27 protein-coding genes and 1 tRNA gene are annotated in these 22,638 nt (G+C 66.2%); 10 read left to right on the top strand and 18 right to left on the bottom strand.

What is annotated here, in order from left to right; all coding sequences use genetic code 11:
- Positions 1 to 130: 130 nt before the first annotated feature.
- A complete protein-coding gene (locus tag A7G45_RS21365) occupies positions 131 to 466 on the top strand; it encodes a hypothetical protein (protein WP_020102362.1) in 336 nt (111 codons plus the stop codon).
- Positions 467 to 474: 8 nt separating this feature from the next.
- Positions 475 to 1,374, top strand: a complete 900-nt coding sequence (locus tag A7G45_RS21360; RefSeq protein ID WP_260940157.1) for a hypothetical protein — start codon at positions 475 to 477, stop codon at positions 1,372 to 1,374.
- Positions 1,375 to 1,402: 28 nt separating this feature from the next.
- Here the strand turns inward: A7G45_RS21360 and A7G45_RS21355 are convergent, their stop codons facing one another.
- A complete protein-coding gene (locus tag A7G45_RS21355; protein ID WP_260940156.1) occupies positions 1,403 to 1,795 on the bottom strand; it encodes a DUF4267 domain-containing protein in 393 nt (130 codons plus the stop codon).
- A 78-nt stretch (positions 1,796 to 1,873) separates the two neighbouring features.
- Positions 1,874 to 3,292 carry an SDR family NAD(P)-dependent oxidoreductase gene (locus A7G45_RS21350; protein WP_260940155.1) on the bottom strand — a complete coding sequence of 473 codons (1,419 nt, stop codon included), beginning with the start codon at positions 3,290 to 3,292 and terminating at the stop codon, positions 1,874 to 1,876.
- 127 nt (positions 3,293 to 3,419) lie between these two features.
- Between A7G45_RS21350 and A7G45_RS21345 the strand changes: the two genes are divergently transcribed.
- The gene (locus tag A7G45_RS21345; RefSeq protein WP_260940154.1) at positions 3,420 to 4,010 is read left to right on the top strand and encodes a TIGR03086 family metal-binding protein; all 591 of its coding nucleotides are present in this window, start codon (positions 3,420 to 3,422) and stop codon (positions 4,008 to 4,010) included.
- A gap of 47 nt (positions 4,011 to 4,057) precedes the next feature.
- Here A7G45_RS21345 and A7G45_RS21340 read toward each other — a convergent pair whose 3' ends face one another.
- The 3 genes from A7G45_RS21340 to A7G45_RS21330 all read right to left on the bottom strand — a co-directional run bounded on the left by A7G45_RS21340 (position 4,058) and on the right by A7G45_RS21330 (position 6,450).
- The gene (locus A7G45_RS21340; RefSeq protein ID WP_043394524.1) at positions 4,058 to 4,258 is read right to left on the bottom strand and encodes a hypothetical protein; all 201 of its coding nucleotides are present in this window, start codon (positions 4,256 to 4,258) and stop codon (positions 4,058 to 4,060) included.
- 397 nt (positions 4,259 to 4,655) lie between these two features.
- Positions 4,656 to 5,318 (bottom strand): thioredoxin domain-containing protein, encoded by a 663-nt coding sequence (locus A7G45_RS21335; RefSeq protein WP_260940153.1) that lies wholly within the window; start codon positions 5,316 to 5,318, stop codon positions 4,656 to 4,658.
- Between the two features lie 256 nt (positions 5,319 to 5,574).
- The gene (locus tag A7G45_RS21330) at positions 5,575 to 6,450 is read right to left on the bottom strand and encodes a formylglycine-generating enzyme family protein (protein ID WP_260940152.1); all 876 of its coding nucleotides are present in this window, start codon (positions 6,448 to 6,450) and stop codon (positions 5,575 to 5,577) included.
- Between the two features lie 87 nt (positions 6,451 to 6,537).
- Here A7G45_RS21330 and A7G45_RS21325 point away from each other — a divergent pair, with 87 nt between their 5' ends.
- Positions 6,538 to 7,410, top strand: coding sequence for an NYN domain-containing protein (locus A7G45_RS21325; RefSeq protein ID WP_260940151.1), 873 nt, complete (start codon positions 6,538 to 6,540; stop codon positions 7,408 to 7,410).
- A gap of 5 nt (positions 7,411 to 7,415) precedes the next feature.
- On the opposite strand, the gene A7G45_RS21320 is transcribed toward A7G45_RS21325, so the two are convergent.
- From A7G45_RS21320 to A7G45_RS21310, 3 genes are read right to left on the bottom strand one after another with little or no spacing between them, the layout of a single operon-like run.
- Entirely contained in the window at positions 7,416 to 8,894 is a 1,479-nt protein-coding gene (locus A7G45_RS21320) for a glycoside hydrolase family 130 protein (RefSeq protein ID WP_260940150.1), read from the bottom strand.
- Entirely contained in the window at positions 8,891 to 9,913 is a 1,023-nt protein-coding gene (locus tag A7G45_RS21315) for a glycosyltransferase (protein WP_260940149.1), read from the bottom strand. Before A7G45_RS21315 ends, A7G45_RS21320 begins: the two co-directional genes overlap by 4 nt.
- Positions 9,901 to 11,088, bottom strand: coding sequence for a glycosyltransferase (locus tag A7G45_RS21310; RefSeq protein ID WP_260940148.1), 1,188 nt, complete (start codon positions 11,086 to 11,088; stop codon positions 9,901 to 9,903). The genes A7G45_RS21315 and A7G45_RS21310 overlap by 13 nt, the downstream gene beginning before the upstream one ends.
- A gap of 476 nt (positions 11,089 to 11,564) precedes the next feature.
- Between A7G45_RS21310 and A7G45_RS21305 the strand changes: the two genes are divergently transcribed.
- Positions 11,565 to 11,738, top strand: coding sequence for a hypothetical protein (locus tag A7G45_RS21305; RefSeq protein WP_157850338.1), 174 nt, complete (start codon positions 11,565 to 11,567; stop codon positions 11,736 to 11,738).
- 21 nt (positions 11,739 to 11,759) lie between these two features.
- Here A7G45_RS21305 and A7G45_RS21300 read toward each other — a convergent pair whose 3' ends face one another.
- Positions 11,760 to 12,848, bottom strand: a complete 1,089-nt coding sequence (locus tag A7G45_RS21300) for a fatty acid desaturase family protein (RefSeq protein WP_260940146.1) — start codon at positions 12,846 to 12,848, stop codon at positions 11,760 to 11,762.
- Positions 12,849 to 13,046: 198 nt separating this feature from the next.
- On the opposite strand from A7G45_RS21300, the gene A7G45_RS21295 reads away from it, so the two are divergent.
- Positions 13,047 to 13,178: a hypothetical protein gene (locus A7G45_RS21295; RefSeq protein WP_260940144.1), complete on the top strand. Its 132-nt coding sequence runs from the start codon at positions 13,047 to 13,049 to the stop codon at positions 13,176 to 13,178.
- Between the two features lie 402 nt (positions 13,179 to 13,580).
- On the opposite strand, the gene A7G45_RS21290 is transcribed toward A7G45_RS21295, so the two are convergent.
- A tRNA-Leu gene (locus A7G45_RS21290) sits at positions 13,581 to 13,663 on the bottom strand.
- A 226-nt stretch (positions 13,664 to 13,889) separates the two neighbouring features.
- On the opposite strand from A7G45_RS21290, the gene A7G45_RS21285 reads away from it, so the two are divergent.
- Genes A7G45_RS21285 through A7G45_RS21275 form a run of 3 tightly spaced genes read left to right on the top strand, consistent with a single transcriptional unit; the run spans position 13,890 to position 15,283 of the window.
- Positions 13,890 to 14,528 carry a hypothetical protein gene (locus A7G45_RS21285; RefSeq protein WP_377041970.1) on the top strand — a complete coding sequence of 213 codons (639 nt, stop codon included), beginning with the start codon at positions 13,890 to 13,892 and terminating at the stop codon, positions 14,526 to 14,528.
- A 48-nt stretch (positions 14,529 to 14,576) separates the two neighbouring features.
- Positions 14,577 to 14,948 (top strand): hypothetical protein, encoded by a 372-nt coding sequence (locus A7G45_RS21280; RefSeq protein ID WP_260940142.1) that lies wholly within the window; start codon positions 14,577 to 14,579, stop codon positions 14,946 to 14,948.
- Positions 14,945 to 15,283: a DUF3817 domain-containing protein gene (locus A7G45_RS21275; protein WP_043394541.1), complete on the top strand. Its 339-nt coding sequence runs from the start codon at positions 14,945 to 14,947 to the stop codon at positions 15,281 to 15,283. Before A7G45_RS21280 ends, A7G45_RS21275 begins: the two co-directional genes overlap by 4 nt.
- A gap of 5 nt (positions 15,284 to 15,288) precedes the next feature.
- Here the strand turns inward: A7G45_RS21275 and A7G45_RS21270 are convergent, their stop codons facing one another.
- Positions 15,289 to 16,182 carry a haloalkane dehalogenase gene (locus tag A7G45_RS21270; RefSeq protein ID WP_260940141.1) on the bottom strand — a complete coding sequence of 298 codons (894 nt, stop codon included), beginning with the start codon at positions 16,180 to 16,182 and terminating at the stop codon, positions 15,289 to 15,291.
- A gap of 54 nt (positions 16,183 to 16,236) precedes the next feature.
- Here A7G45_RS21270 and A7G45_RS32555 point away from each other — a divergent pair, with 54 nt between their 5' ends.
- Positions 16,237 to 16,851, top strand: a complete 615-nt coding sequence (locus A7G45_RS32555; RefSeq protein ID WP_260940140.1) for a TetR/AcrR family transcriptional regulator — start codon at positions 16,237 to 16,239, stop codon at positions 16,849 to 16,851.
- Between the two features lie 61 nt (positions 16,852 to 16,912).
- Here A7G45_RS32555 and A7G45_RS21260 read toward each other — a convergent pair whose 3' ends face one another.
- From A7G45_RS21260 to aosR, 7 genes are all read right to left on the bottom strand, one after another.
- Positions 16,913 to 17,824 (bottom strand): endonuclease domain-containing protein, encoded by a 912-nt coding sequence (locus A7G45_RS21260; protein ID WP_260940139.1) that lies wholly within the window; start codon positions 17,822 to 17,824, stop codon positions 16,913 to 16,915.
- A gap of 162 nt (positions 17,825 to 17,986) precedes the next feature.
- The gene (rdgB, locus tag A7G45_RS21255; RefSeq protein ID WP_260940138.1) at positions 17,987 to 18,592 is read right to left on the bottom strand and encodes an RdgB/HAM1 family non-canonical purine NTP pyrophosphatase; all 606 of its coding nucleotides are present in this window, start codon (positions 18,590 to 18,592) and stop codon (positions 17,987 to 17,989) included.
- A complete protein-coding gene (gene rph / locus A7G45_RS21250; RefSeq protein WP_043394550.1) occupies positions 18,585 to 19,367 on the bottom strand; it encodes a ribonuclease PH in 783 nt (260 codons plus the stop codon). The genes rdgB and rph overlap by 8 nt, the downstream gene beginning before the upstream one ends.
- A 50-nt stretch (positions 19,368 to 19,417) precedes the next feature.
- Positions 19,418 to 20,185: a cyclic nucleotide-degrading phosphodiesterase gene (locus tag A7G45_RS21245; RefSeq protein WP_043394551.1), complete on the bottom strand. Its 768-nt coding sequence runs from the start codon at positions 20,183 to 20,185 to the stop codon at positions 19,418 to 19,420.
- 138 nt (positions 20,186 to 20,323) lie between these two features.
- Positions 20,324 to 20,983, bottom strand: coding sequence for a rhomboid family intramembrane serine protease (locus tag A7G45_RS21240; protein ID WP_043984214.1), 660 nt, complete (start codon positions 20,981 to 20,983; stop codon positions 20,324 to 20,326).
- Between the two features lie 57 nt (positions 20,984 to 21,040).
- Positions 21,041 to 22,060 (bottom strand): P1 family peptidase, encoded by a 1,020-nt coding sequence (locus A7G45_RS21235; protein ID WP_260940136.1) that lies wholly within the window; start codon positions 22,058 to 22,060, stop codon positions 21,041 to 21,043.
- Positions 22,057 to 22,638: an oxidative stress transcriptional regulator AosR gene (gene aosR / locus A7G45_RS21230; RefSeq protein WP_260940135.1), complete on the bottom strand. Its 582-nt coding sequence runs from the start codon at positions 22,636 to 22,638 to the stop codon at positions 22,057 to 22,059. Before aosR ends, A7G45_RS21235 begins: the two co-directional genes overlap by 4 nt.

Below are 22,638 nucleotides of genomic sequence, written 5' to 3'. Positions count from 1 at the left end.
AAATAAGGCGGGCGATGGCGATAGGCGAGGCGACACAACAGGTCCCGGGTTCAATTCCCGGCGACTGTCAGCCACCCGTATCGCAAAACCTCTCGCCAACAAGGCACAACACCGATCAGGAGGATCCACCATGGCTGATGCAGCATCGCTCCAGACCGACATCTCCGGCGTCACTGCCAACGGCATGCCCGAACCCTGGCGCGCCGTCCTGGCCCGTCACCCGCGCAACATCGGCGACATCGTCGACGACCCCAACCGGGGGCCGTGGAACTCCACCCACAACGGCCAGACCTACCAGGGCACCTTCGACGCCTTCGAACAGCAGGTCACCACCGCCGAGCAGATCGCCTGGGTGCACACCTTCAGCGACGGCATCACCCGCGACAGCGGTGACGTGCTCATCGAACTGATGGAGTTCGCCATCCAGTGGCGCAAAGCAAACGGGCTCCCCACCACAGCGAAATGAGCTGAGCGATGACCACTTTCAGTGATATCGCCGCCAACATCTCCGGGGTCTTCCACGTCCGCCACGCCGTCCTAACCTTCGCCGGCACGTGGGCCGCCCCCGGCACCGGCTACCCCTCCGACGTCGTCCACGCCGCCGACCCCGACCTCGTCTTCGAAGTCCCCATCCAAGCCCCCTGGACCTTCGGGCCCATACCGCCGGGCGCGCCGCTCTCGCCGAGCTACGCCGAATCGGTGCGGATCGCGGTCACCAACGCCATCGGCTGGATCAACAACTACCCGAAGCAGACCTTCGCCCTCGGCGGCTACAGCCAGGGCGCCGAAGCCGCATCGCGGGTCCTGGCCGAGATCATGACCGGCTCCCTGCAATGGGCGCGGCCCAACCTGATCGGCGGCTACACCTTCGGCAACCCCTGGCGCTTGACCGGCCACACCTTCCCCGGCGGCACCGATCCGGGCGGCCGGGGCATCGCCGTCACCAACTTGACCGCCGCGCAAATCCCCAAGGACGCCAACGGCATTGACACCTGGTGGGACTTCGCCAACCCCGGCGACCTCTACACCACGACGCCCAACAACCAGGCCGGCCGTGACATCACCGCCGTCTACAAGGCCGCCGTCCAACTCGGCATCAGCATCAACGCGGCCATCGCGCTGATCGCCGGCCTGACCGGCCAGGGCAGCCTCGCCCAGCAGGTGCTGGCACTCGTCACCGACCCGATCGTGGGCGGCCCCGCCCTCGTCGAGGCCATCGACCGGGCCGTCGCCTTCTACGCGACCAACCCGCCGACCCTGCCGCACATCACCTACGAGTTCGTCGACGCACTCCCGCACCAGAGCTCGGTGCAGGTCGCGACAAGCCACCTCAATCAGATCGCTACGGCGACCGCGGCGCGGATGGCGGCGTAGCGCGGCACGCGGACCCGAGCCGCCCCAATCAGGGCGTAGCGGCAGCTCCCACAGTCCGCCGCCGCGTCGCACCCCACAACCCGACACCGATCCCGACAACGGCGCCTCCGAGACCGACGTACTTCTGCGACGGCCTCATCTCATGATGAACACCCATGCCGCCCAACAGATCTGCCGCATCGGCACCGCCCGAGGCCAGGAACCAACCGCGGGTTTCCCGACCACGCAGCGCCGCCGCGGCGAGCAGCCCGCCAATCAACGCATCGCGGTAACCCATCGAATGCAGCAGCAACCACGTTGATCCCGTCGGCTTCTCGGGGTCACCCCACACCCGATTAGCCCGGGCTGGGTCGACCAGGAACGAGACCCCCGACGCAAGGCGGATACAACCGACAACGAGCCCAGCACGGTCAACAGACATGGTTCGCAGCGTAGGACCTCACTTGGCTGCCCGTAGGCAAGTTGAGAGTCCCGCTCGGGCACTCGCGAGAGTCGCGTCCTACCAAGGACTCTTCGAGTAGTCCTTCAAGAAGCACCCGTAGATGTCTTCGCCCAATTCGCCTCGCACAATCGGGTCATACACGCGCGCAGCACCATCCACCAGATCCAGCGGCGCGTGGAAACCTTCCTCGGCCAGCCGCAGCTTGGTCGGATGCGGGCGTTCGTCAGTGATCCAGCCGGTGTCGACGGCGGTCATCAGAATGCCGTCCTGCTCCAGCATCTCCCCCGCGCTCGTGCGGGTCAGCATGTTCAGCGCGGCCTTGGCCATGTTCGTGTGCGGATGCCCGGGCCCCTTGTAGCCGCGGTTGAACTGGCCTTCCATCGCTGACACATTCACCACGTACTTGCGCCGAGCGGGCGAGGCGGCGAGAGCCGGACGCAGCCGACTCACCAGAATGAACGGCGCCGTCTGGTTGCACAGCTGCACTTCGAGGAGCTCCATCGCGTCGACCTCATGCACCCGTTGGGTCCAACTGTTGACCGACGCGGTGTCCGGCAACAACCCACCCGCGTCGATCGCGAGGCCGGCGGCGATCCGCTCCGGCGACGCGCTACGGGCCTGCAGCGCGAGCGACGTCAGCGTGTGCGCGGTGGGGTGCTCGCCGAGGCTCCCGGCCAGGGCATGCGGATGCGCGTCACTGACGTGATCGAAGGTGATCACGTCCACCAACTCCGGCGGCGGGGTGCGCTCGGCCTCCACCAGCGCGGCGTACGAGCCCGGCGGGCGGCGCACCGTCTGGGCGGCGTTGTTGATCAGGATGTCCAGCGGCCCCTGCGCGGCCACTTCGTCGGCGAGAGCGACCACCTGGGCCGGGTCACGCAGGTCGATGCCCACTACCCGCAACCGGTGCAACCAGTCGGCGCTGTCCTCCATCGCGGCGAAGCGGCGCACCGCGTCGTTGGGGAACCGGGTGGTGATCGTGGTGTGCGCGCCGTCGCGCAACAACCGCAGCGCGATGTACATGCCGATCTTGGCGCGCCCACCCGTGAGCAGGGCGGTACGACCGGTCAGGTCGGTGCGCGCGTCCCGCTTGGCCCGGTTGAAGGCCGCGCAGTCCGGACAAAGCTGGTGGTAGAACGCGTCGACCACGGTGTGGTGGTTCTTGCAGATGTAGCAGGCCCGCGAGCGCAGCAGCGTGCCCGCACTGGCCCCGACCGTGGTGGATACCAGCGGCAGACCCTGGGTTTCGTCGTCGATCCGTCCCGGCGCACCCGTGGCGGTAGCGGCGATGACAGCGCGGTCAGCGGCCGCAATCGCGTCGCGTTTGGCGGTCCGGCGCTCCTTCTTCAACGCCTTGAACATCTTCGCGGTGGCCAGGCGCACAGCAACGGCGTCGGGGTGCTCGGGCGGCAGCGCGCTCGCCTCGGACAGCACCCGCAGGCAGGTGCTGAGCTCGTCGGGATCGATCGCGGTCACCGTGGAAGGGTACGGGGACTGGGCCTGAACAGGCCAATTAGCGAACCGGCGACGGTTCGGTGCCGACCGACCGTCGCCTCGATTCGGCAGCCAGAATCTGTCGGTGCCCGCTCGTACGGTGGTGTTCATGAGCGAAGACACGACTCCCCGAATTGACGTGTTGACCGCCGAGGCACTCGACCTGTTCACCGCTTCGGTGCGTGAGATTCCCGCACAGCGCTGGGACGATCCGTCGAACCTGCAGGAGTGGACGGTGCGCGAATTGGTCGGGCACGCAACGGGTAGCGCCACCAGGGTCATCGTGCTCGTCGAAGACGGCGAGCTGTGGGACGGACCTTCAAAACCCTCAGACTGGATGTACGACGACCCTGCCACGCAACTGAGCGAGTTGGGCATTCGACTTCGCGGCGCCCTCCCCACGGCGGACCTCGACGCCCTACGCAAGTCCCCGCAAGGCGAGGTTCCGCTGCGCCGGGCGCTGATGTTCCCGGTGGCTGATCTGGCGCTGCACAGCTGGGATCTACATCGTTCGTTGGGCGAATCGATCGAGCTGCCCGACGACCTGCTCGCCCTGTCCGAAGCGCTGGTCCAGTCGGTTCCGGAACCGATGCTCCGACGGCCCGGCGCTTTCGGGCCGGCTCAGCCGGCGCCGGCGGATGCGTCGCGCACCACCAAGCTCTTGGCGTTCCTCGGCAGGACTGTCAGCCCCAGTGCGTAAGGCCGCCCCGTCGATGACAGGGGCGGCCTCAGCGGTGACAGAAAGTCTCAGCGGTGGTTGTGCTGGTGGTGGTGATGCACCGGGGTGCCCGGCTGCGGGGCGTTCTGCTGATGCGGGAACGCGTGGTGGGTACCGACCGGGGTGTTGTTGGTCGAGACATCGGCGTGCGCGGTGGCGGCGCCCAGGAAGATGACGGCCGGGGCGGCGGCGAGGGCGAATCCGGCGGCGATGCGGTGGGTGAGGTTCATGTCGACTCCTATGTGCGGGAAGGCTTTTCAAGTTCTTTCCGGTGTGTTCCGGTGTTGAACTAAGAATGCCGTCCGGCGACGTCGACGGGTATCCGCCAACCGGCCCCCGCACCGGTTGAATCCCGTGTCCCCCAATCGGGGGAACCGCGCCCAGGCCGGCCCAGGCGCGAGACCGTCGGTTCACCCGAGCCGCAGAGAAACGCCGTACGTCGAACGTGCGGCTTTCTGGGTCGACACGCCGGCGCGGATCACGCCACGGCCCACGCTCGACGTAGGGAGCCCGAACACATCCCCCCAACCGGCGCCACCGTTTCCCCTGACGCCGCAACGCACGAGGCCGCCCCGTCGAAAGAACGGGACGGCCTACCGATGCGGGATCGTTGCTACTGGCCGGCCCTCAGGCCGGAATCCGGCTCAGCCAATCGTCGTCGTCGATGATCTGCCCGTCGATCACGACCTGCGGCACACCGGGATTCGGAAACTCGTGCAGGAGCTTGAGGTTATTGGCGGCGATCGCCCGGGAGTCGTAGCCGACCGGCAAGCCGACACGGATCAGATCCTGGGCCTGCTGCGGCGCACCGGCATCCCCCGCCAATGCAGCCAGCTGATCGTTGCTCAGGTCCGTGGGCCCGCCCTCTTTCGGCTGGTGCTCTTTAGAGAAGATCTGCTGCACGAAGCGCCACGCCACTTCACTCGATTTCGACTCGCCGGCCACGACGAACGCGGCGTAGATCGCCCGGCGATCGTATGTGCCACTCGCCGAATACTTTTCGAGGAAGTTCACCAGCCGTAGGTTCACCCGAATTGCGCCGTTCTCGATACGACGGCCCAGCTCGTCGCCTTCTTTCTGGATCAGCTTGCCGCTGTACGGGCACAGCGGGTCCAGGTAGAGATCGACCTGACCGAGGGCGTTGGGGTCACCGATGGAGATGACGTCACCCGCCGGTGCCGCGACCGCCGCGCTCGCCGTCCCGGCGATCGGTCCGCACAGCAGCGACACGACCACCGCCGCGACAGCGCCCAACGCGCGAACCAATCGAGTCAGTCGTGTCCAATCCATACGTCCATCATGCCCGTGCCACCCGGCGAAGTCCGCCAGTTTCCCGTGTCTGGCAATTGGCTCGACGTCAGCGTAGCGCTAGCAACGCCGTCATTGGGCGCCGGATTCGATGACGCACCCAAGCGCCTACGCGCCCAACCGCCCCGACATCCGGTTCAGCCGACCCAAGCTTGCGTCGTCAAGCCCGTTGAACTGCAAGGCCTTTCCTCCGGCGAGGTTGGCTACGAACGGAGAGGCGACCGATTCGCGCGCCAGCTCAGTCGGCGATGCAGCGGAACCCGATGTGCGACGTCGCGCTGTCCTGTGACTGCGACGACCGCGCCGCCGGCCGGTACCGATGGCAGTACTCCGGCGCGCACAGGTGCGAGCCGCCCTTGAGGGTTTGCATGATCGCCGGGTCGCCGGACGGTGCCGGGCAGCAACCCGATACCTCGGGATTGTTCTGATGCCGCGGCGCGTACCGGGTGGTGGTCCACTCCCACACGTTGCCGATCATGTCGACCAACCCAAAACCGTTGGGCGGGAACATGCCAACGGGTGTCGTGCCAACCCAGCCCAGCGCACCGGTGTTGCGGTACGGGAACTGGCCCTGCCAGGTGTTGGCCATCAACTGCCCGCCAGGCCGCACGTCGTCGCCCCAGGCGTAGACCGTCGTCGCGCCCGCGCGGGCGGCATACTCCCACTGCACTTCACTGGGTAGTCGCCGGCCCGCCCACGCCGCGTACGCCGCCGCGTCCGGATAGGCGACCTGGATCACCGGGTGGTCGAGCCGGTCTGCGATCGACGATTCGGGACCGAAGGGATGCCGCCAACAGGCGCCGGGCACCCACGTCCACCATTGCCGCCAGTTGCGTAAGTCCACCGGGCCCGCGGTGGGATGGAACACCAGCGCACCGGGAATGAGGTCTTCGGCGGGCACACCGGGAAACGCTGCCGGATCGAGTTGTTGCTCGGCAACAGTGACATGGCCGGTCTCGGAAACGAATTCGGCGAACTGCCCGTTGGTGACCGGATGCCGCTCGATCGAGAACGGCGCGACTGTCACATCGTGGACCGGCGCTTCCTCCGGGTAGAAGCCCTGCGAACCCATGCGGTACGACCCGCCGCTGAGGGCGATCAGTTCGGTGAGCATCCCGACAGGCTATGCATTCGCGCGCATAAAAGGGCGCCCGAGTGGGGTTCGGAGCTTTTACTCGCCGGGATAGACGACACTAGACAGATGACGGATACCGCTGCCAGCCGCGTAGCGGTCTACCTCGACTTCGACAACATCGTGATATCGCGGTACGACCAGGTCCACGGCCGCAACTCGTTTCAGAAAGACAAGGCCAAGGGCCTCGAACAGGACAAGCTGACCCAGGCCACCGTCGACGTCGGGGCGGTGCTGGATTTCGCGTCGTCCTTCGGCACGTTGGTGCTCACCCGCGCCTACGCGGACTGGTCCGCCGATGTCAACGCCGGCTACCGGCAGCAGCTCGTCGGCCGCGCCGTGGACCTGGTGCAGCTCTTCCCCGCGGCCGCGTACGGCAAGAACGGCGCCGACATCCGGCTCGCCGTCGACACGGTCGAAGACATGTTCCGGCTGCCCGACCTCACCCACGTCGTCATCGCCGCCGGCGATTCGGACTACATTCCGCTGGCCCAGCGCTGCAAGCGCCTCGGACGGTACGTGGTGGGTATCGGGGTGGCCGGGTCATCGAGCCGGGCGCTCGCGGCGGCCTGCGACGAGTTCGTCAGCTACGACGCGCTGCCCGGCGTCCCGGCACTCGAGCCGCCCGTCGAATCAGCGCCACCGAAACGCGCCCGCCGCACAGCCGAACCCACCGAGCCCACCGAGCCCGAACCCCCAGACCCTCAGATCTCGGCGACCGCCCTACTCACCCGCGCGCTGCAGATCGGGCTGGAGAAGGACGACGTCGAGTGGCTGCACAACTCGGCGGTCAAGGCGCAGATGAAGCGGATGGACCCGTCGTTCAGCGAAAAGTCGCTGGGATTCCGGTCTTTCAGCGATTTCCTGCGCTCGCGCACCGACGTCGTCGAACTGGACGAGAGTTCGACGACGCGGATGGTGCGGCTGCACGTCCCGCAATAGGCCGTCTAGAGGCGCAGCACCGCAAGCAGCTCCGGCAGCGGCACGGTGGCGAAACCGATTGCGGCATCGCCGATACCGTAGGGCAGCACCAGGGTGTCGCCGTGAACCATTGCGCCACACGAATACACCACGTTCGGCACGTAGCCGTCCTGCTCGTCACTCTCGGGGCTCAGCAGAGGCTCCGGCAACCGACCGATGATCTGGGTCGGGTCATCGAGGTCGAGCAGAATCGCGCCGATCGAGTACGTCCGCATCGGACCGACACCATGGGTGAGCACGAGCCAGCCCGCATCGGTCTCGATGGGTGCCCCGCAGTTGCCCAATTGCAGTGTCTCCCAGGCCTCTACCGGACGCTGGCAGGTCGACGCATCGCTCCACACCGAAAGGTGGTCGGAGTAGGCCAGGGTGTTCGATTCCCGGTCCGACCGCGACATCGCTGCGAACCGTCCGGATATCCGGCGAGGAAACAGCGCCAGGCCCTTGTTCGCGGCCGCCGCGCCGACCATCGGCATCGACGTGAACGACCGGAAGTCATCGGTCGTCAACAGCTGCTGGCGGATCTGCGATCCGCTGTACGCCGTGTAGGTGGCGTGGTAGGTGGCGGTGCCGTCGTCGTCGACGAAGCGGACGAAACGCGCGTCTTCCATGCCTGCCGCCTCGGCACCAGTCGCCGGCCAGAGCACATGCTCGGAAATGTCTGTGGCTGAGGAGAATTCGACAGCGTACGACCGATCGGCGATATCCCGGATCAGCGCGATGGTCGCCGGCGCGTGCTTTCGGGTGCTGCGGTGGAGCAGCAGCTTGTCCAACTGTTCATCGAGGTCGGTGCGGGTGAACTGGTCGCCCAGCGCGTCGAGCACATAGTCGGCGGCCTCGCCGGCGTCGTCCAACCGGGCCAGCTCGCTGCGAAACACCACCGCGTCGAGCAGCGTCGGCACCACGGTGCCGACGGTGGCGACCGGAGCTCGATCGTCGATCGTGACGCAGCCCGCATGGTCCACGGTGCCCGTCCGAAACCCGATCGAGGACCGATGCCCCTCCCCGATTCCCCTGACACTCAGCACAAATCGCAGACTGCCCGCGGCCACACCCGTCTGATCAGGGTACGCGACGATGCTCGGATTGCACAGTGCCGCCCCCTCGATCGCGAACTCACTGGTGAATGTCGCACCCACCAACAACATTCGAGTCTCGGAGATTTTGGTGCCGGGCTCGAGGCGATCAGCGAGCTCATGTGCATGACGCCGAAAGGTGCCGGCCAGATCACGGTGCCGGTGGTCGAATCGACGGACGACACTGTCGAGCGCTGACCGCACGTCGGCCTCGTCCAGCGCCAGCACCCGCTGCAGCACCGCACCGGCGCGGGAATCCTGGACCTCGAAGCCTTCCTGCCCCGGAACGAACAGCCGGGTGATCACCCGTGCCGGGTCTGCGGTCAACCGCAGCCTGCTGCGTGTGACCAGCCCCGACCGCACCGCGGTCATTGGGACACCGCGACCAGGCGGCGGGCCTGCTGGAACGTGGACAGCACCGCGAGCGTCGACTCGGCGCCCTGGTTGAGGTTGACCCCGTCGGCCTGCAGTCCGTCGAATCCGCCGCCGGTTGCCGGATTCCACATCGTCGCTCCGACATCGTTCGTGCCTTGGAACCAGGCCGCGGCTGCCCGGACGGTGTTCGGCCAGAGCGCGCTGGCGTCCACGTCGGAGGCGCGGGCGCACGCATCGGCCAGCGTGGCAACCTCGATGGGTTGCTGGTCGAATCCGGGCCGAGGATCGCCTGGCGCCCAGCCCCCGGCCGGGCTCACCGACAGGTGCCCGTCTACGGTCTCGCCATCGATCAGCCATTCCAGCAAGTCCAGGCCGTGCTGGCACAGCTCTGAGTCGTCCCGGGCGACGCCGGCCGCGATCATCGCCTCGGGCAGCAATGCATTGGCGTACGACAGCCGCGCCTCAGGCCATGGCCAATCGCGGTCGCCGTTCGGCTCGGCCACACCCGCGGCGTAATCATCGATGAGGTGACGCGCCGCCGCATGGTCAGGATCGACGCTGAGCAACTCGGCGGCGCCCAGCGCCGCGAACGCCATCGCGCGCGGCCATACCGACCGGCCATGTGCGGCTCGCTCGAACTGGACCACCGACAAACTGCGGACCAGACCGACATCGCTGTGCGCGGCGGCCGTGCCCAAGCCCCACAGGCAGCGTCCCCAGCAGTCCTCGAACGCGAAGTCGTCGGTCCAGCGACCGTGGCGGTCCATCCGGTTACGGCAGCCGCCGGCGAACGCCTGCGCCTCGTTGAGGAACTTCACGGCCAACCTGGCCAGTGCATGCACGGCGTCCCCGGCGTCAGGTTCGCGACTGGCAACGACCAGAACTCTGGCCATGTCGTCCGTGCAGTAACCGTGTTCCAGGCGCGGCTCGGCGCCACACGCATGCTCGAAGGTGCCATGCCGGTCGGTCAATGCGAGCAGATGGTCGAACTTCGGGGACGGCACTATTGCAGCCACGTCCGCTCCGGTCGCTTGGTCAGAATCCGTTGTGCCAGAGCTTGATACGACCTGGCGATGATCGGCCAGGACATCGACGGTGCCAGCCGGCGCGCCTCTGCCGACATCGCGCCGGCCAACCGAGGCTCGGTCAGTACCGTGCGCAGCGCCGTGCGGAGTGCGTCGGGATCATCGTGCGCCACCACGATGCCGGCCCCGGTCGACAGCAACTCGACCGCATGCGGGAAGGCCGTGGCGACAACCGGCCGGCCACTGGCGATGGTGTCGACCAAGACGCCGGACGTGGTCTGATCGGTGGAGTCATACGGCAGCACAACCACTGCTGCGGACAGCATCAGCGCGATCAACGACGGGATGTCGCGGTAGCCGGCATCGAAGTGCACCGAATCGGCCACCCCGGTGCACCGTGCCTGCTCGATCCGGGCGTCGCGGTAGGCCTCGCCGTCGGCGGCGATCACCTTTGGATGGGTCTCGCCGGCGACCAAGTAACGCGGCCGGCTGTTGAGCTGGTGTAGCCCGCCCATCGCATCGATGACGCGCTCGACCCCCTTGCCTGGCCCCAGTAGACCCCAGGTCAGCAGCGTCGGCCGGCCACCGCGCTTGGTGTGGCCACGAACCGGAACGGTCGCGCCATGCGGAATCGTGCTGATCTTCCGCCGGTCTACGTCGAACCCGTAACGCAATTGCGCGCTCGCGGCGTCGGACAGCACCACCACCTGGTCGGCGAGCGTCACAATGGCCTCGAGCACCGACCGCTGATGCCGCGTCGGATGTTTCGGAATCGTATGCGCGACAACGATTGACGGGACCTGCAGGGCGCCGATGATGTCCACGACTTCATCGCCGTCGGGGCCGCCGTAGATGCCGTACTCGTGCTGGATCACCGCGACATCGCTCTGGCTGAGCAAATCCACCGCCGCTGCCGCTGACGACGCCGATCCGTTGGTCAGTTCCCCGACGACACGAGCGTCACTGGTGGATGACCCGTCTGCGACGCGAACCACACTGACATCAGCGCCGTTGACGGCCAACCCGCGGCTCAGTGCGGCACTGAAGGTTGCCAGGCCGCATCGTGTCGGTGGATAGGTGCTCAGAATCCCGAAGCTCGGCAGGCCGGCACTCTGGTGACTCAGTACCGATGTTTCTGAAAATTGAAGACTGGCTTGCGATTTCATGGTGATCCCGTCGCGTGGTTGTCACCGAGGCGTGTCCGGCGCGAGCGGCTGCTCGGGGGAATGCAAGCGGCAAAAGGCTGACTACGCCCGCACTGACTGGGTTCCCAACCTCTTCCACGCTACACCCCCGAGCCCCTCCGAGCGGAGCGAGCAGCGGCCCTGTTGACCAGTCGTTGCAGTTCACGGCAGCAAACGGGTGTAGTGTGACAGGTGGACAGAACTCCAGTTGTTCGAGCCCAACGTATCGGTGACCCTTGATGCCTTCGGATCACCATGGCCGACAACTTGCCGACATGCCCGTCTGGGCGGCCGAATGCCAGAACCGAAGGCATACAACGTGTTACGCCAATGCGCCTGAGCCCGTTGCCACCGAGTAACCCACGGCGACAACGCAATTCGGCTGCGGTTGACAAACCGGACCTGAAACCCAGCGCGGACCAACGCGCTGCACTGAACTGACAATAGAAAGACCGAACATGAAACTCGCAAAAACCATGGCCCGCAAAGCAAAACGTGCGTCAGACGCCACCAAGAGCTACTTCGGCTTCAGCGTCGGCAACAACGGACCGTACGACGACGGACAGGCACATCAAGCCTCCGCCGACACCGGACAGATGCGGGCCAAAATCCAACGGGCCTTCGACGTTTGACGCATTGCCGGCCACCGGCGCTCATCCGTGACTGACAGCCATTGCGCCATCTGGGAACGCCAGCCGGCAGATGGTACGCACGGTCTGCAGGTACTGCCGAGTTAGCGAGCCGGTGGTGTAGGGCAGGTCGTACTTGTCACACAGCTGACGCACCCGAACACTGACCTGCGCCAACCGATTGCTCGGCAGATCCGGAAACAGGTGATGCTCGATCTGGTAGCAGAGGTTTCCGCTCGAAAATGCCAGCACCCGACCGGCTTTGAAGTCCGCGGCTCCCAGCATCTGACGCAGATACCACTCCGCTCTGGTCTCGGACCGCAGGACCTCCGGGGCGAACGTCTGCACGCCATCGGGAAAATGCCCGCAGAAGATCACCACATACGACCACAGGTTGCGCAGCAGGTTGGCGGTCGCGTTGGCCGCCAGCGTTCGGCGCCAGCGGCGCAGGCTGAGCGCGGGCACGACGAGGTAGTCCTTGGCGGTCTGTCGGGCGATCTTGATCAGCATCGCCTTCTTCACCACCTGCCGCGCGTCCTCTGTGCTGGCCCGTTCGGTTTCGGAGTGAAATCCGTGGCGCGCGATACCCCATTCGAAGACCAAGGCCAACAACATGTTTCGCAGAGGCTGCCACAGATATGCGGGCTTCCAGGGTTGATCGCGGGTCACCCGGAGTACCCCGAATCCGAGATCGTCATCCACCCCGACCACGTTGGTGAACACATGGTGGCGGTAGTTGTGCGAGTACCGCCACTGCGCTGACGGCCCCACCATGTCCCACTCCCAGGTGCTCGAGTGGATTTCCGGATCGTTCATCCAGTCCCATTGACCGTGCGAGACGTTGTGGCCAATCTCCATATTCTCAACGATTTTCGCGTACGCCAACGCCGCCGAGCCCACCGCCCAACCGACCCTGGACCGACTCCGGGCGATCTGGAGCCGAGCCACGACGTCCAGAATCCGCTGGAATTTGATGACGCGGCGGATATAGGCCGCATCCTTCGCGCCGAGGGAGTCCTCGACATCGGCGCGAATGGTGTCCAGTTCAGCCCCGAATGCCTCGACGTCCGCTGGGGTCAACCGCGCGTACGCGGCAATATCATTGATAGGCAAAGGAATTCCCGGTCCGTCTACGCGCGGCAGCGGGTCTTGGCCACCTAGGGTGTGTGTCACCACCAGCCTATGCCCCAGCACGCAACGGCGCCACATGGCGGCGTCAACAGCATTGACCACTGCATTGCCTGCCTGTAAGCGGTGCGCGTATGGTCGGTTGATAGGGACCATCCAGGCCCCCGAACAAAGGGGCCAGTCATGTCTGACAAATCTCCGCGCCAGAGTATGTCCAAGAAGCCCGGCAAGTCGCTCAAAGAGAAACGCGCGGAAAAGCGCGCCAAGACAGACCCGGCGCCGACCGAAGGCATCCTGCACTCCAAGAAGCGCTGACACAGGGAACAACAAAGCAGGCCAACGCTTTTCGTAGAGCGTCGCCGACAGCCTGGCCGCCGGACGCGGTAGTTTCACCGCGTCCGGCGGCCAGGCTGTCTGCGCGAATTTCTCTGCCTTCCAATCCGTTTCGATGCCCTATCGCAGGTGAACGTCCGGCGGTTCGGACCACATTCCGCTAGCCCAGTGCTGCCACAGCGCTGGCGGCACCTGGTCGGTATCAGCGTGGCCGGCCAGGGCTCACCGGCGGCCTGCCGGTGAGTTCCTCAGACCTGCCACCGGGCGGGTAGTCCAATCAGAGCTCCGACACAGGAACCCGTGGCGTGCCGGATCAGATGCAGAGAAGGCGAACCCCGGCGAGAACGCCGGGGTCATCCGAGCCGAAAACTCGGCTCACCAGAGTGCGGGCGGTGGGACTCGAACCCACACGTTCTTTCGAACACGGGCACCTAAAACCCGGGCGTCTGCCATTCCGCCACGCCCGCAACAGGATGAGGATAGCGCGATCGCGCAGCGAAGACCCTGTCGGACCGTTGTCATAGGTTGAATGCAACGTATGACGGGGGTTCCATGCGCAGCTTCGACGAGTTCGACCAGGTTCAAATGCTCATCGCAACCGGTATGAATGACTGCGCTATCGCGCGAACAACGGGTATCCCGCGAACCACAGTGCGTGGTTGGAGGAAAGGCCCCGGTATCTGGCGCCGGCAGGTGGCAGGCGATTCCACCTGCGGCATCGACCACGACTTCACGGCATTGCCAGCAGTCGAGTACTGCTATCTGCTCGGCTTGTACCTTGGCGATGGCTGTATCTCCGACGCGCGCCGCGGCGTATGGAGGCTGCGAATCACACTCGACCAGAAGTACCCCGCCATCATCGACCGCTGCCGTGAAGCGATCAGCGCCGTTATGCCGGGCAAGCAGGCGGGCTTAGTTCAGCGAAAAGGATGCGTCGAGGTGTACGTCTGCTCCAAGCACTGGCCGTGTCTGTTCCCGCAACACGGCCCTGGTAAGAAGCACACGCGCACGATCGCTCTGGAGCCGTGGCAACGAGACATTGTCGACCAAGCCACCGAGGAGTTCGTCCTCGGTCTGATCCACAGCGACGGGTGCCGCGTCGTCGCCAACGACCGCGGCGTAATGAGCGTCCGCTACCACTTCACCAACCTGTCCGAGGACATCGTCAACCTGTTCACGGGCGCGCTCGACCAACTCGGCATCCACTGGCGGCGGTCGTCGAGAAAGCAACTCTCGATCTACCGCAAAGCAGACACCGCTCGTCTCGACGAATTCATCGGCCCGAAGTCCAGGCTGGTGCCGTGGCCGTGTGTCCAACGTCCGGCGTCGTAGCCCGGCCGCGAATCGCAAACCGCACGTCACGCGCGGTACCGTTGCCTTATGTCCACTACACGGCGTAGGAGGCCGGCGCTCATCGTGCTGGTGACCGTCGCTGCCCTGGGCTGCATGGCCCTGGCCTGGTGGCAGTGGTCGCGGTTCCAGTCCAGCGCCGGCACCTTCCAGAACCTGGGCTACGCCCTGCAGTGGCCGATGTTCGGCGCATTCTGCTTCTACGGCTACTACAAGTTCGTCCGCTACGAAGACGAGGGCCCCGTCGCGCCGCCGACCGATGGGCCCACCGAGATCCCCGAGGGTCTGCTCCCCGAGCGCCCCAAGGCCGCCAAAGACACCGCGGACCCGACCCTCAACGAATACAACGCCTACCTCGCCGAACTGGCCGAGAACGACAAACAGGACAGGACCACCACATGACCGAGTCGCAGCCGACCACCCTGTCGAAAGACACCATCCGCAAGGCCCTGATCGCCTACCGCGTGATGGCCTGGGCGACCGGTATCTGGCTCATCGCCCTCTGCTACGAGCTGGTCGCGCACTACATCTTCAACGACGCCAGCCTGAACTGGATCGGCATCGTCCACGGCTGGGTGTACTTCGCCTACCTGCTCTGCACGTTCAACCTGGCGGTCAAGGTCCGTTGGCCCCTCGGGCAGACCATCGGCACCCTGTTCGCCGGTACTGTCCCACTGCTCGGCATCATCGTCGAGCACTTCCGGACCGAAGACGTCAAGAAGCGCTTCGACCTCTGACAGTCTTAGCCGAGGTGCTTGAGAACCTCGGCAGCCAGCTGCTCGCCCCGATCCTCCTGCAGGAAGTGCGACGCACCTTCGATCCGCACTTGCTCGGCCACGGTCGGGATCAGGTCGACGAACGCCTCGCCCGCGCGCGGATACGGGAACACCGGGTCCTGATCGGAGAACGCCACCAGCGCGGACTTCTCCCAGCGCGACAGCGCGTCGGTGACCGCGCGCATCTCCGTCGCACCCGCGGCGTCGTCGGTGATCGGCACCAACAGCGGGAACTGCGCGGCGCCCGCCTTGGACTCCGCCGTGGGGAACGGCGCGTCATAGGCCGCGACGATCTCGGGTGACAGCTCCGTCGTCGTCGCGCCCTGGATCACGAAACCGACGGGCAGGTCCGGATTGGCCTCCGCGAAGGCGCGCCAGGCCATGAAGCCCTTCGATACCCGGCCGGTGAACAGCCCCGTGTTGAAGATCGCAAGCGCCCCAACCTGATCCGCGTTCTCCGTCGCCCACCGCAAGCCGATCGGCCCGCCCCAGTCCTGCACGATCGCGGTAGCGTCGTGCAGATCCAGACCACCCAGCAGTCGAGTCACCAAGTCGACGTGCCGGTCGTAGCTGTACCAGCGCCGGTCGGTGGGCTTGTCCGAGCGGCCGAAGCCCGCATAGTCAGGCACGATCACGCGGTGCCCGGCGTCGACGAAGGCGCCGATCATCTTGCGGTACAGGAACGCCCACGTCGGTTCGCCGTGGAAACAGACGATGGGCCTGCCGTCGCGCGGTCCCTCGTCGAGGTAGTGCAGCCGCAGCCCGTCGATGTCGACGTAGTTCGGCGCGAAGTCATAACCCGGCAGCTTCGCGAAGCGTTCGTCCGGGGTGCGGAAAATCTCAGTGGTGGTGGCGGTCATCTCGTCAAGCTAGCCATAGTTGACCGACCGGTCAACTATGGCTACGATTCTCAGGTGCCCCGAAGTTCAGATGCCCGCGAACGCCTCGTGGCGACCGCCGCCCGCCTCTTCCTCGAACGCAGCTACCAGGCCGTCGGCGTCGATGAACTCTGCCGCGCGACCGACATCAAGAAGGGCAGCTTCTACCACTACTTTCCGTCGAAATCAGAACTCGGCAAAGCCGTTATCGACTTACACGCCAGGGCCTTTCAGCGTCAGCTGACCGGCTCACCCACCGCGACGCCCGCCGAAAAGCTGCATGCCGTTCCCGACGCCATCGGCGTCATCCAGTCCTCGCTCGAAGCCCAATTCGGCCGGGCGGTGGGCTGCCCCTTCGGCAACTTCGCCGCCGAACTGTCCACCACCGACGACGATCTCCGCGCCCATCTCGCACACACCCTGGCCGCGATGCAGCACCACATGGCACTCGTGTGTCAGGAAGCCCTGGCCGACGGAACCCTACGGCCGGGCACCGATCCCGAGCAGCTCGCCCACGCGCTACTCGCGCAGTATCAGGGCATCATCCTGCTGGCCAAGCTCAACGATTCCGGCGTCGCGCACCTGGCACCCGCGCTGCACGCTTTCATCGACGGCTACCTAGCCAATCCAGCTTCCACCGAACGCAACTAGGCGGCGGTAATTCGGCCTGAAAACCGCCTTGCGGTTGCGGTCGGATAGCCCGGAGCCATCGCTACGACGCCCGCATCTCAGTGGGCCACAGTCTCTCCGCCTCGTCCCGTGGGAATCGCCAGGCAATATCGTCAACCGCACCCCGCGAAGCACGACCGTTGATGAGCCGATGCAGTACGACGCCAGCCGGGTCGCGCGCAGTCACCCGAATGACGAGCCAACCCACCTCAACCATGCACTCGATCCTCGCGATGTCTCGACGAACTGCATCCGGATCGGTGTGGTGCACGCCCTCGTACTCGATTGAGATCTTCAACTCCGGCCACGCGAAATCGACAACCCCGATCAGCGCGCCATATTCGTTGTAGATCGGGTACTGACTCTCCGGCTTCGGAAGCCCGGCCCGAATGATCAACAGCCGCAACGCCGTTTCCCTGGGCGACTCGGCTTTCGGGTCAACGAGTGCAATCGTCTTCCGCGCCTGGCGAATCCCCCGCTGTCCACACTGACGCTCCGCTGCCGCCTCAATATCAGCCACCGTCAGTCGTGCTGCGCGAGCCAATGCATCAATGGCAGCGACGGCAGCATCCTCCGGAAGTCTTCGGGCCAAATCAACCGCGGTGCGTACTGGAGTCGTCAGCCGCATCTCGCCGATGCAGCACACCTCATCGTCGGGTGGGATGTCTCGCCACAACACGACACCGCGCTCACTGCGGCAGTAGCGGTCACAGATGTAGGCGGGTACTTCAGGCCCGATGAACCTGGCCCCATGCAACGCGGCCGCCGAGAAACCCGCGAGCACTCCCCGGCGTTTGGATCGCAGCCACACTGCCTTCGCTCGCATGATCGCGGTCGGCCTCGTACCTCTCGGCACGTAAACGTCCTTGTGCACAGCCACAAAGTTCGTCCGTAACTGATGACGAGTCAGGCGGCCCGCAGATAGGGCTTCGTTCCCGATAAATGGCTCCCCCACCACGGCAGTGTGCCCAGCGGATCGCGAATCTCGCCAGCATCGGCGGGCGCAGCCTGTGGATAACCCGCGGACGGTTCCCCCAACGCAACTGTGTGGCGGAAAAACAGCCTGAAAATCGCCCTGCAATTGCGTTGGACGACGGCAGTGCGCCGGCCGCCGACGCTAGCCCGCAGCCAACTCCCGCAGCGCCGGCACCAACTGCGCCAACGCCCGTCCACGATGTGACGCCGCATCCTTCTCGGCAGCACTCAACTCCGCCGCGGACACCGAACCACCGGCAGGGACGAACACGGGGTCGTACCCGAACCCGCCCGAGCCCCGCGGCTCCCGCGCAATAGCACCGGGCCACTCACCGCGAACGACAACGGAACCCGCAGCGGAAACCAGCGCGCAGCAAGACACGAACGCCGCGCCGCGGCGCGAATCCGGCACATCCTGGATCTGGCCGAGAAGCAGCGAAAGGTTCGCCGCATCATCCCCGTGCCGCCCAGCCCACCGGGCCGACAGCACCCCGGGCATGCCGTTCAACGCATCGACGGAAACCCCGGAATCATCTGCGATACAAGCGATTCCGGTGGCCGCAAAACCATCACGAGCCTTGGCCAAGGCATTCTCTTCGAACGTCGCCCCGGTCTCGGGCGCCTCGGGATAGTCGGGCACATCAGACAACGACAACAACCTCAGACCGACGACACCCGCGGCATCGAGAACGCGCTGCAACTCCACAAGCTTCTTCGCATTGCGGGAAGCAACGAGTAGGTCAGGCACCAAATGCCTTCTTGGCCGGGCCGGACGACTCCGGCAGCACGCCCGGGTACGGCAGCTCCAGCGCCTCACGCTGCAGCGCGAACAACTGGTCGCACGCGGCCAGCGCGGCATCAAGCAGCTTGTCCAGCGTCGACCGCGGGAACGTCGCACCCTCGCCGGTGCCCTGCACCTCGACGAGAGTCCCGGTGTCCGTGGCGACGACGTTCATGTCGACCTCGGCGCGCGAGTCCTCGGTGTAGGGCAGGTCCGTGCGGACCCGGCCGTCGACCACACCGACCGACACGGCGGCGATCGCACACGACAGCGGGCGCGGATCCTTCAAGCGCCCGGCCGCGGCCAGGTAGGTGACGGCGTCGGACAACGCCACGTACGCACCGGTGATCGCCGCGGTGCGGGTACCGCCGTCGGCCTGCAGCACGTCGCAGTCGATGGCGATGGTGTTCTCGCCGAGGGCGCTGAGGTCGATGCACGCGCGCAGCGAGCGGCCGATCAACCGGCTGATCTCCTGGGTCCGTCCACCGACGCGGCCCTTCACCGACTCGCGGTCGGAGCGGTCATGCGTGGCGGCCGGCAGCATCGCGTATTCGGCGGTCAGCCAGCCCAACCCGGAACCCTTGCGCCAGCGTGGCACGCCTTCGGACACCGAGGCGGTGCACATGACCCGCGTCTCGCCGAACTCCACCAAGACCGACCCTGCCGGGTGCTTGGTGAATCCTCGGGTGATCTTTACCGGGCGGAGCTCGTCGTCAAGGCGACCGTCTTCTCGTCTGGACACCCGACAACCCTAGCGGGCCGCCCAAAGCGGGGTCCCGACTTGCCCAAGTCTTACCGGCGGGTGATGTCGAACGACTCGTTGCAGACGACGCCGTGCACGGGTCCGTCGAACTCGGCCTTGGCCTCGCTGATGACGTCCTCGCGGGAGGTCCACGGCGGGATGTGGGTCAGCAGGAGCTCTTTGACCCCGGCTTCGCGGGCGGCGCGTCCCGCCTCGGTACCGGACAGGTGCAGCTTCGGCGGACGGTCGGGCGAGTCGGTCCACGACGCCTCGCACAGGAACACATCGGCGCCGCGAGCGAGGTCAACCAACGCGTCGCAGTAGCCGGTGTCAGCCGAGTAGACGAGCGTCGCGCCGGACGGATCGGTGAACCGCATGCCATACGACTCCGTCGGGTGGCACACCAGTCGCGGCGTCACGGTCAGCGAGCCGATCTCGACGTCTTCGCCGTCAACCCAGACCTTGATGTCGAAGATGTCGGTGATGTCGTCGATCTCGCCGCCCTCGGGCGACGACGCCGCACCGAGCCGGTGCCAGGTGGCCGCCGGACCGAACATCAGGGCGCGACCAACGGGAGGATTCGGGTGATACCGACGCCAGACGAACAGCCCGGGCAAGTCCAAGCAATGGTCGGCATGCAGATGTGACAGCAATATATTTACGGCGCCCGGATCAGCATGCCGCTGCAGTGCTCCGAGTACGCCGCCGCCGAAGTCAATAACCATCGGCGTGGTGTCCGGAGCGGTCAGCAGATAGCCCGAGGCCGGAGAATCCGGCCCACCCACGCTGCCGGAGCAACCGAGAATGGTGAGGCGCACACCCCTAGCTTGCCACGTCAACACGTCCTGCGACGAAAAGACGGCACCTTTAGGCGGCCAGTTTCTCGATTGGTCCCGAAAGCGATACCGATCACGCTTCGGGCATCACCGCGCGCGGCGAATTCCAAATTCAGCAAATTACGTCGGAATCGACGGCAGGGCTGAACCCTTACGCCGTTCGCGCGCTTCTCTTTCCGGACTGCTCAGCAAATACGCAGCAAGCACGCCGGCGAGGCCACCGCACAGATGGCCCTGCCACGACACGCCGAATGTGCCCGGCAGCGCGCCCCACAGCACACCGCCGTAGACGAACAACACGATGATGCCGACGATGATCTGCCACGCGTGCCGAGTGAAGAACCCGAACACGATGAGGAACGTCAGCCAACCGAAGATCAGCCCGGACGCCCCGATGTGGACGGACTCCACACCGCGCGGCGCGCCGATGTTGCCGATCAGCCAGGTACCGAATCCGCCGAGAATCCAGATGATCAACGTCGCCCCGAGGAACCGGCCCATGCCGGCGAGCGTCACCAGGAACCCGAGTACCAGGGCCGGGCCGGTGTTGGCGATCAGGTGCGCCCAGTCGGCGTGCAGCAGCGGCGCCCACAAGATGCCCCAGAGCCCATCGGTCTCCAGCGGCCGGATGCCGTCCTGATTCAGCCGCTGCTGATGCAGCGCATCCCAGCCTTCGATGAGCCAGAGCAGCCCGACGAAGCCGACGATGGTGACGCCGCCAACCTTCCACGTCGCAGGCGGCTGCGGCTTGGATGAGGTGGTCGACAGGTCCGAAGTCATGCGCGATCCGCTCCGCTACTCGCTGACGTCATACCCCCAGGCTACCGGCGGAACGCTTCAGCCGAAGGCTCCTGGCAGCAGGTCGCGGTAGGTCGGTATATCGGCGATCGACTCGGCAGCCAGCACCCCGACCATCACGGCGGTGGCGAGCGCGTCGGCGGCGGCCGCCCCGATCTCGGAGATGAGGCGCGTCTCGGGGTTCATCTGTTCCGGTGTCGCGGGGTCCGGCTCGATATGGACCCGTCCGGTCGCGAGCGCGAAGACGGTGTCGCCGTCGACGGCGGTGTGCGCCGGACGGATGGTGTGGGCCAGCCCGTTGTGCGCGGCGACGGCCACCTTCTTGCAGCCGGCCGGGCTGAGCGCGGCATCGGTCGCGACGACGGCGATGGTCGTGTTGAGCGGCTTCGGGTCCTTCACCCTCGTGCGGTACGCCTCGATCTGGTCGGGCGGCGGAGGCTGCAGCCCGAAGCGGGCGATCTGGTCGGCCGACCACGGCAGTCCCGTCTGCGGGTCGACGACGTGGCCGGCCGCATTGACGATGACGAGCGCGCCGACGGTGACGCCGTTGTCGAGCATCACCGACGCCGTCCCGAGCCCGCCTTTGAGTGCGCCCGCCCGGGCACCGGCGCCCGCGCCGACGTTGCCCGTCGGCACCTCGGTGCCGGCCTGGGCCACCGCCTGGTAGCCGAACTCGGCCGTCGGCCGGTTGGCCCACGCCCCCACCGGCAGATCGAAGATCACTGCACCCGGCACGATCGGCACCCGTCCACCGGGCATCTTCACTCCGCGGTCGTGTTCCTCGAGCCAGGTCATGACGCCGTCGGCCGCGGCCAGCCCGTAGGCGCTGCCGCCGGTGAGCACGATCGCGTCGACGTGCTGCACGCTGTTGGACGGGTCGAGCAGGTCGGTCTCGCGGGTGCCGGGCGCTCCCCCGCGGACGTCGACCGCGCCGATGGTTCCGGGCGGAGCCAGCACGACGGTGGTGCCGGTGGCCCAGCCGCCGCCCAGGGTGGCGTCTTCGATGCGGTGGTGATTGCCGACCAGGATGCCGGCGACGTCGGTGATGGAGCCCGTCACCGCTCGTCCAGCAGGCTCAGCACCAGGTACTCCTGCAGATACGTCAGCCACTGATATACCTCCAGATGCCCCGCCATCGGATGGTCCGGCGAAAGACGTTGCGGCCCATCGGGTCCGATGTCGAGCATCGCGCCGAGGGCAAGCCGGACATCGTTGATCGCGGACGCCCAGCCCTCCGCCTGCTCCTCGGTCAGCTCGAACTTGCCGGCCGGTTCCGGCAACGAGTCCAGAAGCCGTTGGGCGGCTTGCCGTTTGGCGTCCACGATGGTCGGCTCGTGCAGGCTGCGGAGGGCACCGTTGAGGCTCTCACCGGCGGCGTGGCCATCCGGATGCGTGGCCGGATCGTGGTAGAAGTCCGGCAGGAGCCGGCGCATGGTGTCGTCGTCGGGAGCTTGCGACGGCCCGATCTTCATGCCGGTCAGCTCCGCGAGTTCGTCACGCGGTGAAGCGGATTCGCGATCGTCGAGCATCTCGACCAGCGAGCCGACCAAGTTGCGCAGCATCATGACTTCGTGCGCTTCCAGGCCGGATCTGATGCGCACACCCGACGACGTGTTGACCCGCTTCCACTTGCGCAT

The sequence above is a fragment of the Mycolicibacterium llatzerense genome (assembly GCF_025331195.1).
GTDB classification, from domain to species: domain Bacteria; phylum Actinomycetota; class Actinomycetes; order Mycobacteriales; family Mycobacteriaceae; genus Mycobacterium; species Mycobacterium llatzerense.
This window is presented reverse-complemented; position numbering and strand designations above follow the sequence as displayed.